This is a genomic window from Rhodococcus sp. DT1 (assembly GCF_049844875.1).
Classification (GTDB): domain Bacteria; phylum Actinomycetota; class Actinomycetes; order Mycobacteriales; family Mycobacteriaceae; genus Rhodococcus.
Window position 1 is genome coordinate 52,769 of sequence record NZ_JBNCLW010000008.1, and the last position, 13,268, is coordinate 66,036.

10 protein-coding genes are annotated in these 13,268 nt (G+C 67.2%); 7 read left to right on the forward strand and 3 right to left on the reverse strand.

The features are described 5' to 3' along the window. Positions 1-44: 44 nt before the first annotated feature. Positions 45-1,886: a dihydroxy-acid dehydratase gene (ilvD, locus tag ACLQ3J_RS19255; protein WP_169619642.1), complete on the reverse strand. Its 1,842-nt coding sequence runs from the start codon at positions 1,884-1,886 to the stop codon at positions 45-47. Positions 1,887-1,987: 101 nt separating this feature from the next. Further along, entirely contained in the window at positions 1,988-2,512 is a 525-nt protein-coding gene (locus ACLQ3J_RS19260) for a PH domain-containing protein (protein ID WP_169619641.1), read from the reverse strand. A 263-nt stretch (positions 2,513-2,775) separates the two neighbouring features. Between ACLQ3J_RS19260 and ACLQ3J_RS19265 the strand changes: the two genes are divergently transcribed. The 6 genes from ACLQ3J_RS19265 to ACLQ3J_RS19290 all read left to right on the forward strand — a co-directional run bounded on the left by ACLQ3J_RS19265 (position 2,776) and on the right by ACLQ3J_RS19290 (position 11,153). Beyond that, complete coding sequence (locus tag ACLQ3J_RS19265) at positions 2,776-4,716, forward strand: acetolactate synthase large subunit (protein WP_425904173.1); 1,941 nt, start codon at positions 2,776-2,778, stop codon at positions 4,714-4,716. After that, positions 4,713-5,216, forward strand: a complete 504-nt coding sequence (gene ilvN, locus ACLQ3J_RS19270; RefSeq protein WP_169619639.1) for an acetolactate synthase small subunit — start codon at positions 4,713-4,715, stop codon at positions 5,214-5,216. The genes ACLQ3J_RS19265 and ilvN overlap by 4 nt, the downstream gene beginning before the upstream one ends. Before the next feature lie 36 nt (positions 5,217-5,252). Further along, entirely contained in the window at positions 5,253-6,266 is a 1,014-nt protein-coding gene (ilvC, locus tag ACLQ3J_RS19275; protein WP_169619638.1) for a ketol-acid reductoisomerase, read from the forward strand. A 150-nt stretch (positions 6,267-6,416) separates the two neighbouring features. After that, entirely contained in the window at positions 6,417-8,231 is a 1,815-nt protein-coding gene (locus ACLQ3J_RS19280) for a SulP family inorganic anion transporter (RefSeq protein ID WP_422424957.1), read from the forward strand. Positions 8,232-8,442: 211 nt separating this feature from the next. After that, complete coding sequence (serA, locus tag ACLQ3J_RS19285; RefSeq protein WP_169619636.1) at positions 8,443-10,035, forward strand: phosphoglycerate dehydrogenase; 1,593 nt, start codon at positions 8,443-8,445, stop codon at positions 10,033-10,035. A 107-nt stretch (positions 10,036-10,142) separates the two neighbouring features. After that, entirely contained in the window at positions 10,143-11,153 is a 1,011-nt protein-coding gene (locus tag ACLQ3J_RS19290; protein WP_169619635.1) for a 3-isopropylmalate dehydrogenase, read from the forward strand. Positions 11,154-11,200: 47 nt separating this feature from the next. Here the strand turns inward: ACLQ3J_RS19290 and ACLQ3J_RS19295 are convergent, their stop codons facing one another. Continuing rightward, positions 11,201-12,373 carry an MFS transporter gene (locus ACLQ3J_RS19295; protein WP_425904174.1) on the reverse strand — a complete coding sequence of 391 codons (1,173 nt, stop codon included), beginning with the start codon at positions 12,371-12,373 and terminating at the stop codon, positions 11,201-11,203. Positions 12,374-12,486: 113 nt separating this feature from the next. Here ACLQ3J_RS19295 and ACLQ3J_RS19300 point away from each other — a divergent pair, with 113 nt between their 5' ends. Beyond that, positions 12,487-13,263: a fumarylacetoacetate hydrolase family protein gene (locus ACLQ3J_RS19300; protein WP_169619633.1), complete on the forward strand. Its 777-nt coding sequence runs from the start codon at positions 12,487-12,489 to the stop codon at positions 13,261-13,263. Positions 13,264-13,268 lie beyond the last annotated feature (5 nt).

Sequence of the window (13,268 nt, forward strand, 5' to 3'; positions counted from 1 at the left end):
ACACATGTGTGCGGCCCCCGCCGTCGTCTCGTTCGTGCCCGTGATCAGGGCACGTAGCGAACCGCGCCCTTGTCGGCGGAGGTGGCCAGCGCGGCATACGCGCGCAGCGCGGTGGTGACTGTGCGCTGACGATCGACCGGCTGCCAGGGCTTCTCCGACGCCTCCATCTTGGCGCGACGGGTGGCGAGTTCCTCGTCGGACACCAGCACCTCGAGCGTGCGGGTCGCGACGTCGATGCGGATCTGGTCACCGGTCTCGACCAGACCGATCGTGCCGCCGGCGGCCGCTTCGGGGGAGATGTGCCCGATCGACAGCCCCGACGTGCCACCGGAGAACCGGCCGTCGGTGATCAGTGCACACACCTTGCCCAGGCCGGCGCCCTTGAGGAAGGCGGTGGGATGCAGCATCTCCTGCATTCCGGGTCCGCCCTTGGGGCCTTCGTAGCGGACGACCATCACGTCGCCGGGCTTGATCCGCTTCTGCAGGATCGCCGAGACCGCTTCCTCCTGGGATTCGACCACGAGCGCAGGCCCCTGGAAGGAGAACAGGTCCTCCTCGATACCCGCGGTCTTGAGGATCGCGCCGTCGAGGGCGACGTTGCCGCGCAGCACGACGAGTCCGCCTTCGACGGTGTACGCATGTTCGACGTCGCGGATGCATCCGCCGGCCGCGTCGGTGTCGAGCGAGGACCACCTGTTGTCGGTGGAGAAGGGCTCGGTGGTGCGCACACCGCCCGGGGCGGCGTGGAACAACTCGAGTGCTTCGTCGGATGCTTTTCCGGAGCGGATGTCCCAGGTGTCGAGCCACTCGTCGAAGCTCTTGGTGTGCACCGTCGACACATCGGTTTCCAGCAGTCCGCCGCGTCGCAATTCGCCGAGCAGTGCGGGGATGCCACCGGCCCGGTGCACGTCCTCCATGTGGTAGTCGGAGTTCGGGGAGACCTTCGACAGGCACGGCACCTTGCGGCTGATGGCGTCGATCGTCTCGAGGTCGAAGTCGACCTCGCCTTCCTGGGCGGCGGCAAGCGTGTGCAGCACCGTGTTGGTCGACCCGCCCATCGCGACGTCGAGCGCCATCGCGTTACGGAAGGCGGCGGGAGTGGCGATGTTTCGCGGCAGCACGGACTCGTCGCCGTCGCGGTAGTAGCGCAGCGCCGCCTCGACGACGGTGGTTCCGGCCCGCTCGAACAGTGCGCGTCGTGCGGAGTGCGTCGCCAGGGTCGAGCCGTTGCCCGGGAGGGCAAGGCCCAGTGCTTCGGTGAGGCAGTTCATCGAGTTGGCGGTGAACATGCCCGAGCACGATCCGCAGGTCGGGCACGCGCTGCGCTCGACCTCGTCGAGACCTTCCTCGCTCACCGAGTCGTTGGCCGACGCGGAGATCGCGGTGATGAGGTCGGTGGGTGCCTGTGCGACGCCCCCGACGACGACCGCCTTGCCTGCTTCCATCGGCCCACCGGAGACGAACACGGTCGGGATGTTCAGGCGCATCGCGGCATTGAGCATGCCCGGCGTGATCTTGTCGCAGTTCGAGATGCACACCAGCGCGTCGGCGGTATGTGCGTTGACCATGTATTCCACGGAGTCCGCGATGATTTCGCGGCTCGGCAGCGAGTACAGCATTCCGCCGTGGCCCATCGCGATACCGTCGTCGACCGCGATGGTGTGGAACTCGCGTGCCACGCCGCCGGCTGCCTTGACGGCCTTGGCGACGATCTCGCCGACATCCTTGAGGTGGACGTGGCCGGGAACGAATTGCGTGTACGAGTTCGCGATGGCGACGATCGGCTTGCCGAAGTCGGAATCGGTCAATCCGGTGGCGCGCCACAGTGAGCGCGCGCCGGCTGCATTACGTCCGACGGTGGTGGTGCGTGACCTCAACGGGGGCATGGCTGACTTCCTTGACGGGTTGTGCGCAAGCGGCGGACCGCATCCGGTCGCCGTGGCTGGGGCCTGTTCCGGGTGGCGGCACAGTCGAATTTACTCGTGTGCTATTTCGTCTCGGTATCCGAGTCGGGTTCGCTCACCTCGTCGCGTGTGCCGGATGTCGTGTCGTCCTTCGCCGGTGAGCGTTCGGCAGCGGCCGCTTCGGCTGCGCGCGCGTCGTCGGCGGCTGCGTAGGGGTCGGTGATGCGGCCTCCGCTGGCTTCGGCGAGTTGCGGCAGGCGTCCGAAGGTGACGACCGGCAACGGAACCTCGGAGTCGTCGGTGAGCGTCGCGCGGGCCCAGCCGCGCTTGGGGAAGCGGATGCCCTTCAGGGACTCCCACGGGATCGTCGTGGTGGAGAAGGTCGAGCGAGCGACGACTCCGTCGGGGCCGACGACGGTGCGCACGCGGACCACCCACGCGGCGACGAGGAACGGGATCACGAGGGTCCACGCGAAAGCTTCGGGCCACGCGAGGGCGGGAGAGGCCAGCGCAAGGAACAGAAGCCCGCACGCGAGGAACGACAGGCGCGAAATCTGGATGACCTGCGTCGTCGAATCCGGCATGTGGGATGATGGGGGAGGTGGCACGGGCTGCTGTGAAGATGACACCTCTACATCTTGTCACTGCAGCCGCGGCATCTCACATTCTGGGACAGTAACCACACCAAGTTGACTGTCTCCCCACCACGCGCCTACCGTCAAGCGCGTGAATCAGAATGGGTTGCTCGTAATCGGCCGGCGCGTCGTCGCCTGAGCCGCATTCTGCAACTCGCCCACGACGCGCCACCCTCGTACAGCACAACGCTGACGAGGGTTTTTTGTTGCCCGGAGCCAGAATCAGAGGAATTGCAGTGAGCGCACCAACCGCACGGCCTCATCCCTCGCCGCGGAAGCCGGGGGCCGGAACCCCAGCCGCCGCCGCTGCCGCGGCGCAGCCCGCCACCCGACGCCAGGTCGCGCCCGAGCGCGTCACCGGCGCACAGTCGGTAGTCCGAGCCCTCGAAGAGCTCGACGTGGATACGGTCTTCGGCATTCCCGGCGGCGCGATCCTCCCTGTCTACGACCCCATCTTCGACTCGGAGCGGGTGCGGCACGTCCTCGTCCGGCACGAGCAGGGCGCGGGCCACGCTGCCACCGGATACGCACAGGCCACCGGCAAGGTCGGCGTGTGCATGGCGACGTCCGGACCCGGCGCGACCAACCTCGTCACACCGCTCGCGGACGCGCAGATGGACTCCGTGCCGCTCGTCGCGATCACCGGGCAGGTCGGGCGCCCCCTCATCGGCACCGATGCATTCCAGGAAGCCGACATCTCCGGCATCACGATGCCCATCACCAAGCACAACTTCCTGGTCACCGACGGCGCCGACATCCCTCGCGTGCTCGCGGAGGCCTTCTACCTCGCGTCGTCGGGTCGACCCGGTGCGGTCCTCGTCGACATCCCGAAGGACATCCTGCAGGCCCAGACCACCTTCAGCTGGCCGCCGGAGATGCACCTGCCCGGCTACCGGCCCGTCACCAAGCCGCACGGCAAGCAGGTCCGCGAGGCGGCACGCCTGATCGCCGATTCGCGTAAGCCGGTGCTCTACGTCGGTGGTGGCGTCATCAAGGCAGAGGCTTCGGCGGAACTGCTCGAACTCGCCGAACTGACCGGGATTCCGGTCGTCACGACGCTGATGGCGCGCGGTGCGTTCCCCGACACCCACACGCTGCACTGCGGCATGCCCGGCATGCACGGCAATGTCGCGGCGGTGGCGGCGTTGCAGAAGAGCGACCTGCTCATCACTCTCGGCGCCCGCTTCGACGACCGTGTCACCGGTCAGCTCGACTCCTTCGCGCCCGACGCGAAGGTGATCCACGCCGACATCGATCCCGCCGAGATCGGCAAGAACCGGCACGCGCACGTCCCGATCGTCGGTGATTGCAAAGAGGTTCTCGTCGAGCTCATCGAGGCGATGCGCGCGCATCTCGCCACCAACACCACGCTCGACTACGCGGCATGGTGGGCGTACCTGGACGACATTCGTCGCACCTACCCGCTGAGCTACGACCGCCCGTCCGACGACTCCCTGTCGCCGCAGTTCGTGATCCAGGCTGTCGGCAAGCTTGCCGGACCGGACGCGATCTACTGCGCGGGCGTGGGGCAGCACCAGATGTGGGCGGCGCAGTTCATCGACTACGAGAAGCCGCGGACGTGGCTCAACTCCGGTGGACTCGGCACGATGGGCTACGCGGTGCCGGCTGCGATGGGCGCCAAGATGGGCCGCCCGGACACCGAGGTGTGGGCCATCGACGGCGACGGCTGCTTCCAGATGACCAACCAGGAACTGGCGACGTGCGCCGTCGAGGGTGTTCCGATCAAGGTTGCCCTGATCAACAACGGCAACCTCGGCATGGTCCGCCAGTGGCAGACGCTGTTCTACGAGCAGCGGTACTCGAACACCGATCTGTCCACGCATTCGCTGCGTATCCCGGACTTCGTGAAGCTCGCCGAGGCGCTCGGTTGCGTCGGTATCCGGGTCGAACGGGAAGAGGACGTCGAGCCTGCGATCCGTCGCGCCCAGGAGATCAACGATCGCCCGGTCGTCATCGACTTCATCGTCGGTAAGGACGCCCAGGTGTGGCCGATGGTCGCCGCCGGTACCGGTAACGACGAGATCATGGCTGCCCGGGACATCCGTCCCTTGTTCGACGAGGACACTGCCGCGGACGACGCCACCGTCGTCGACGCGGTCATCGAACGTGATCAAGCACGCGGCCGTCAGGCTGCAGCCGAGGAGGAAGCCAAGTGAGCACGAGCCACACCCTCAGTGTCCTCGTCGAGGACAAGCCGGGCGTGCTGGCCCGAGTCGCATCGCTGTTCTCGCGGCGCGGCTTCAACATCGAATCGCTTGCGGTCGGTGGCACCGAGATTCCGGAGATCTCGCGTATGACCATCGTCGTCACCGTCGATGCGTTTCCTCTCGAGCAGGTCACCAAGCAGCTCAACAAGCTCGTCAACGTCATCAAGATCGTCGAGCAGGAGGACGAGGCGTCCGTCGCCCGCGAACTTCTGCTCATCAAGGTGCGCGCGGACGCGAGCGTTCGCACCCAGGTCATCGAAACCGTGAATCTCTTCCGCGCCAAGGTGATCGACGTGTCGCCGGAGTCGCTCACGATCGAGGCCACCGGCACCCGGTCCAAGCTGGATGCGCTTCTTCGTATGCTCGAGCCGTACGGGATCCGAGAAATCGTTCAGTCCGGCGTCGTTGCCGTCGGACGCGGTCCCAAGTCCATCACGGCCACCCGTTAGCCTGAACACACCCATTTGCTGAAAGAGGTAGGAACTGTGGCAGTCGAGCTTTTCTACGACGACAATGCCGATCTGTCGATCATCCAGGGCCGCAAGGTCGCTGTGATCGGTTACGGCAGCCAGGGGCACGCACACTCCCTGAGCCTGCGTGATTCCGGTGTCGACGTGCGCATCGGGCTGAAGGAAGGCTCGAAGTCGCGGGCCAAGGCAGAAGAGGCCGGCCTGACCGTCGGTACCCCGGCCGAGGTTTCCGCATGGGCCGACGTCATCATGCTGCTCGCCCCCGACACCGCCCAGGCGTCGATCTTCACGAACGACATCGAGCCGAACCTCGAGGACGGCAACGCGCTGTTCTTCGGCCACGGTCTGAACATCCACTTCGGGCTCATCAAGGCTCCGGAGAACGTCACCGTCGGCATGGTCGCCCCCAAGGGCCCCGGCCACCTGGTGCGTCGTCAGTTCGTCGACGGCAAGGGCGTCCCGGCACTCATCGCGGTCCACCAGGATCCCAAGGGTGAGGGCGAGAGCCTGGCCCTGTCCTACGCGAAGGCGATCGGCGGCACCCGCGCAGGCGTCATCAAGACGACCTTCAAGGAAGAGACCGAGACCGATCTCTTCGGCGAGCAGGCCGTGCTGTGCGGTGGCACCGAGGAACTCGTCAAGACCGGTTTCGACGTCCTCGTCGAGGCGGGCTACTCGCCCGAAATGGCCTACTTCGAGTGCCTCCACGAGCTCAAGCTCATCGTCGACCTCATGTACGAGGGTGGCATCGCCCGCATGAACTACTCGGTGTCCGACACCGCCGAGTTCGGCGGCTACCTCTCGGGTCCGCGCGTCATCGACGCCGGCACCAAGGAGCGCATGAAGGACATCCTCAAGGACATCCAGGACGGCACCTTCGTCAAGCGACTCGTCGCCAACGTCGAGAACGGCAACAAGGAGCTCGAGGGTCTCCGCAAGGAGAACGCCGAGCACGGCATCGAGGTCGTCGGCAAGCAACTGCGCGACCTGATGAGCTGGGTCGATCGTCCGATCACCGAGACTGCATAGTCGTCTCCATTTCGCCACGACGGCAGCCCGCCACCCCGAAAGGGTGGCGGGCTGCCGTCGTTCCGGTGCGGCCCCCGGCGGTCGGTGCGTGCCGAGACGAATATCGTCACGCGCCGGACGCGGACCGCACCGGCGGACCATACTTGCCCAATGTCGCTCTCGGCCGCCGCCAGCCGGATTCCCGGCATCGCCACGGCACGCAGGTACCAGCGCGGATGGCTGCGGACCGACATCACTGCGGGTTTGGTGGTCAGCGCACTGCTCGTGCCCACCGGCATGGGATATGCGGCAGCTGCGGGACTGCCTGCCCACATGGGCATGTACGCCACGATCGTGCCGATGCTGGTGTACGCGCTCGTCGGTCCGTCGCGCATCCTCGTGGTCGTTCCGTCTTCCGCCCTGGCACCGCTGATCGCGGCGGCGGTCGTTCCCCTCGCCGCGGCAGGAGATCCCTCCCGCGCCGTGGCGCTAGCCGGTCTGCTCGCCCTGATAGTCGGAATTCTGCTGTTGTTCAGCGGGATTCTGCGCCTCGGATTCATCACAGAACTGCTGTCCAACCCCATCAGGGTCGGATTTCTCAACGCTATCGCTCTGATCGTGATCGCGAGCGAGGTCCCGCACCTACTCGGTGCGAATACCCGGCCGGCCGACCTTTTCACGAACCTCAGGAATGCTGCGGACGCGGTGCGCGGGGGTGCGCTCGGATCGCTCGCCTTCCTCCTCGGCGGCGCTACCCTGATCCTGATCGTGGTGATGCAGGTGCTGTGGCCACGAGCTCCGGGCATCCTCGTCGGGGTCGTCGTGGCCACCGGGGTGACAGCCGCTTTCGGGCTGGGCGACAAACTCGAGACGGTGGGCGCGCTCCCGTCGGGGCTCCCGGGCCCGGCCCTCGGCGGGCTCGCGTGGAGCGACGTCGCGACCCTGCTCGGCCCCGCTGTCGCGATCGCCATCATCGGTTTCGCCGACACCTCCGTCGTGTCCCGCGCTTTCTCGTCCGAGCGCGGTGAGGACGTGAACGGAAGCTCCGAGATGCGGGCGCTCGGCGTCGCGAACCTCGCGGCCGGTGTCACAGGCGGGTTCCCGGTGTGCGGTAGCGGAAGCCGCACGCCTGTCGTCCAACGCGCGGGCGCGCACACACAACTCGCCGGAGTGGTGGGAGCACTGACGGTCCTTGCCTTCCTCCTGCTCGCACCCGGCGCGACGGGCAACCTTCCGCGCTCTGCGCTCAGCGCCGTCGTCATCGTCGCTGCGAGCGCGCAGTTCAAACTCGCCAAGGTCAGGCATCTGTGGCAGGTGGCCAAGATCGAATTCGGTTTGTGTATAGCGGCATCCGTCGCTGTCATCCTCGCGGGCGTGCTGCGAGGCGTACTGATCGCGATCGCGCTGTCGCTGATGGCGTTGGTGATCCAGGCCTGGCGGCCCCACCGTGCCGAACTCGTCGAAGTCCCCGGAATCGCCGGATATCACGACAGCGCTCGTCATCCCGAAGGCCACCGGATCAGAGGTCTCCTCTTGGCACGGTTCGACGCACCGCTGTTCTTCGCGAACGGCTCGATTCTCACGGGATACGTGCGCGCACTCGTACAGGAGCGATCCGATCGGGTGGAGTGGGTGGTCCTCGTCGCCCAGCCGATCACCGATCTCGACACGACATCGGTCGAAGAGATCGAGCGGCTCGATGAATACTTGTCCCACAACGGAATTCGATTCGTTTTCGCGGCATTGGAGGGTCAGGAGAGGGACAAGCTCCTGCGCATGCAATCGGCGGACCGTTTCCACCGGGAGCGGTTCTATCCCACGACTCGTGCCGCCGTGATCGCCTTCCGGCACCGGCACGACACCGGTATCACGCAGCGGACAATTCGTGCGCGTCCGGACATTTCGCCGACGGGAACCACCGGACGGAGTGCACGGCGGAGGCCGCGCCCGGTACCGGGCGCCAGGCATCTGCGGCGACGGCGCTGAGGTATCCGCGACCTCTTTCGACCGGATATCGGTCGGGCTCGAGATCGCGTGGGGGACTCCACCCCGCTCCGGTGTACCCCGGTGGGCGATCCCGGTGGGTCAGTAGTGGGGGCAGGGGCACTAAACTGTGTGCGGTCGCGGGTGAACGCGCCTTCCGACAGGCGTCGGCGCCGCCGACCACCCACACATTCACGACACAGGGAGTCCACACGTGAGCCAGAATGGCCGTCCAGTAGTCCTGATCGCCGACAAGCTTGCGCAATCGACCGTCGATGCGCTCGGTGACGGTGTCGAGGTGCGCTGGGTGGACGGCCCGGACCGCCCGGCGCTGCTCGCCGCCGTGCCCGACGCGCATGCGCTGCTCGTCCGGTCCGCAACGACCGTCGACGCAGAGGTGCTCGCCGCCGCGACCAACCTGAAGATCGTCGGCCGCGCAGGTGTGGGTCTCGACAACGTCGACATCGCCGCTGCCACCGAGCGCGGCGTGATGGTCGTCAACGCTCCGACGTCCAACATCCACTCGGCTGCTGAGCACGCTGTCGCGCTGCTCCTCTCGACCGCGCGCCAGATCCCGGCCGCCGACCGCACGCTGCGCGAGAAGACCTGGAAGCGCTCGAGCTTCAACGGCACCGAAATCCTCGGCAAGACCGTCGGCGTCGTCGGCCTCGGCCGGATCGGTCAGCTCTTCGCGCAGCGCCTCGCCGCGTTCGAGACCGACATCATCGCGTACGACCCCTACCTGCCCGCAGCGCGTGCGGCACAGCTCGGGATCGAACTGGTCGACATCGACGAACTCGTCGCGCGGGCCGACTTCATCTCCGTGCACCTGCCCAAGACCAAGGAAACCGCCGGTCTGCTCAACGCGGAGCGTCTTGCCAAGACCAAGGACGGTGTGATCATCGTCAACGCCGCTCGCGGCGGTCTCATCGACGAAGGCGCACTGTACGACGCGCTCGTCTCCGGCAAGGTCCGCGCCGCGGGGCTCGACGTCTTCAACTCCGAGCCGTGCACCGATTCGCCGCTGTTCGATCTCGACAACGTGGTCGTCACCCCCCACCTCGGGGCATCCACCTCCGAGGCCCAGGACCGGGCGGGCACCGACGTCGCGAAGAGCGTGCTGCTCGCACTCGCCGGTGAGTTCGTGCCGGACGCCGTGAACGTCTCCGGTGGCCCGGTCGGCGAAGAGGTCGCGCCGTGGCTGGAACTGGTCCGCAAGCTCGGCCTGCTCGCCGGCACCCTCTCGCCCGAGGCAGTCCAGAACGTCCAGGTCGTCGCGAGCGGCGAACTCTCGTCCGAGAACGTCGAGATCCTCGGACTCGCTGCGCTGCGGGGCCTGTTCTCGGCCAGCAGCGACGAGCCCGTCACCTTCGTCAACGCACCGCAGCTCGCCGAGCAGCGCGGCGTGACCGTCGAGGTCGAGAAGGTCAGCGAGGCGCAGACCCACCGCAGTGCCGTCGAGGTGCGCGCCGTGGCCGCCGACGGTCACGTCACGCAGGTCGCGGGTGCGCTCACCGGCCTGCAGCAGGTCGAGAAGATCGTCAACATCAACGGACGCAGCTTCGACCTGCGTGCCGAGGGCCACAACTTCATCGTGCACTACCAGGATCGCCCGGGTGTCCTCGGAACACTCGGCACCGTTCTCGGTAACGCCGGTATCGACATCCAGGCCGCCGCACTGAGCCAGGATGCCGAAGGCCCGGGCGCGACCGTCATCCTGCGCGTGAACCGCGTCGTGGGTGACGCCGAGGTCGCGCAGATCGTCGAGCAGCTCGACGCACGCGTCGCGCAGGTCGACCTGTCCTGATCGTTTCCGGGGCGTCTACGGGCGCCCTCGGGCCCAGCATCGTCCGGTGGCCGCGACCGTCTCAGCACGGTCGCGGCCACCGTCGCACAGGAAGTGAGCACCAACCCATGAAACTCGCAGTCATCCCCGGTGACGGAATCGGCGTCGAGGTCACAGCCGAGGCGCTGAAGGTGTTGCGCGCCTTGGTCCCGGACCTCGAGACCACCGAATACGACCTCGGCGCAAAGCGATACAACGCCACCGGTGAACTGCTGCCGGACGCGGATCTCGAGGCGATCCGTGAACACGACGCAATCCTGCTCGGCGCCATCGGGGATCCGTCGGTCAAGCCCGGCGTGCTCGAGCGTGGCCTGTTGCTCAACATGCGGTTCGCTCTCGACCACCACGTGAACCTGCGTCCTTCGCGGCTGCATCCGGGTTCGGTGTCGCCGCTGGCGAAGAACCCCGACATCGACTTCGTGGTCGTGCGTGAAGGCACCGAGGGCCCGTACACGGGCAACGGCGGAGCGATCCGGGTCGGCACACCGCACGAGATCGCCACCGAGGTGTCGATCAACACCTGGTTCGGCGCGGAGCGCGTCGTGCGGTACGCGTTCGCGCTGGCGCAGACCCGTCGTAAGCACCTCACGCTCATCCACAAGACCAACGTGCTGTCGAACGCGGGCGCGATCTGGACCCGCGCGATCGAGACCGTGGGCCGCGAGTACCCCGACGTCGAGACCGCCTACTGCCACATCGACGCGGCGACGATCTACATGGTCGACGATCCGTCGCGGTTCGATGTGATCGTCACCGACAATCTGTTCGGCGACATCATCACGGACCTGGCGGGTGCGGTCACCGGCGGTATCGGTTTGGCGGCCAGCGGCAACATCGACGCCTCCGGCACGAATCCGTCGATGTTCGAACCGGTACACGGCTCGGCTCCCGACATCGCGGGCAAGGGCATCGCGGACCCGACGGCGGCGATCTTGTCGACTGCGTTGCTGCTGCGTCATCTCGGGCGCGACGAGGATGCCGCCCGCGTGGAGCAGGCCGTGGAAGCGGATCTCGCGTCGCGGGGATCGGGACCGATCGTCACGACCGAGGTCGGCGACCGTATCGCCGCAGCACTCTGACGCGGTGCTGGTTCCGGTTGCCTCGGTAGCCGGAACCAGCACGCCGGTCAGCTTTTCGGAATCACCGGTGCGGCGGCTGCCGGTGCGACCGCTGCCATCGCGAATGCCGCCGGGAACCCGACCACAGCGATGAGCGCGCCGAACACCGGCCCCACCGCAGCCGCCGCGACGAATTGCCCGGTGTTCTGGACGCCGAGCGCTCGTCCTCCCCAGTACGGCCCCGCGATCTCCGCAACGGCCGTGAACGCCAGCCCGTTCGGGGCCGAGGTCAGCACCGAGGCGACGAGCAGGACGACGACCGCTGCCACCGACCCGGACAGGGATGTCGCGGCCAGTGCGACCATCGCCAGGACCACCGATACGGCGACGAGTCGCATCGGACCCAGTCTGCTGCCCACCCGGTCGGACCAGCTCCCGGCGGCGACACGGCCGAGAGCGGCAAGGATCTGGGCCACCGTGATCAGCAGACCGGCACCGGTTTCGTCCCATGCTCGATCGGTGATCAGCCACACGAGTGAATAGGTCCACACGACGTACTGCGGCACCACCAGCAGGATCGAAGCCGCGTGGATGCGCGCGAGAGTCCACGAACTCCGGTACGGATTCGCGAGCATTCCCGTGCGCTGCGCCTCCGCCCGGTCGGGCCGGGGCGGGTCGAGGATCCCGAGCACGCACGCGAGGGCCGCGATCCCGCAGGCAAGGGCCGGAAAGGCCAGTGCCCAGGCGACGCCGTGGTGCGCGGCGACCGGGGGAATGACGAGTGCTCCCGCTGCGACGCCGAGCGGCACCGACATCTGACGGATTCCCATCGCCAGTCCGCGTTGGCGGGGCGCGAACCACCCGACGACGACGCGTCCGCTCGCGGCGTTCGCGCTGACGGCGCCGGCGCCGGCGAGCACGAGCAGTATGCCCAGCGCGGGAATCGAGGTGGTGAGGGTAGCTGCGGTCGTTGCCGCCGACGCGAGTCCCAGTCCGGCCGTCAACGCGAACCGCTCGCCGAATCGATCCGAGATCGCGCCCCACATCACGAGAGTGAAGACGCCGCCGAACAGCGGTGCGCCCGCAAGGGTTCCGGCCTGCGCGAGCGACAGCCCCGCCTCGGTATGGAGCGAGGGGATGAGGAACGCCACTCCGTTGACGATCGTGGCTTGCGCCGCCTGGGCCAGTACGCCGACGGCCAGGATGAGCCAACGCCGTGCCCCGATTTCTCCCGCGTCCATCGTTTCCCACTATCTAGGATAATGATCCCGTATCTTGAAATTGTGGGATCACCTTATACGGAGGCCGACGCCGCGTCGATCGGAGGTGGCGACCGCCCCGTTAGACTTCCCGCATGCGCCTTGGTCGAATTGCCAGTCCGGACGGTGTCGCTTTCGTCAGCATCGAGGGGGAGGGGGATTCCGCGACCGCGAAGGAGATCGCCGAGCACCCCTTCGGTACACCCACCTTCACCGGGCGTAGCTGGCCGCTCGCCGATGTCCGGTTGCTCGCTCCCATCCTCGCCAGCAAGGTGATTGCCGTCGGCCGCAATTACGCTGCGCACGCCGCGGAATCGGGGAACGAGGTACCCGAGGAGCCGGTGATCTTCCTCAAGCCGAACACCTCGATCGTCGGGCCGGGTGCCCCGATCGTCATTCCTCGCAATGCTTCTGTCGTGCACCACGAGGCCGAGCTGGCCGTCGTGATCGGCAGGCCGTGCAAGGACGTACCGGCAGCGAAGGCGCGTGAGGCGATCCTCGGATACACCGTCGCGAACGACGTCTCGGCCCGCGACCACCAGGCGGCCGACGGACAGTGGACGCGAGCCAAGGGGCACGACACGTTCTGCCCGCTGGGGCCGTGGATCGAGACCGACCTCGACCCCTCGGATCTCGAGATCACGGCGGAGGTCGACGGGCAGCAGCGTCAGCGGAGCCGGACTTCTCTGATGGTCCACGACATTCCGAAGCTCATCGAATGGGTGTCGGCGGTCATGACCCTGCTTCCGGGCGACGTCATTCTCACCGGCACCCCCGAGGGCGTCGGACCGATCGTCCCGGGCGACACCGTTTCCGTCACCGTCGAGAAGATCGGAACACTGACCAATCCGGTCGTCGCCAAGGGTGCCTGACCGGG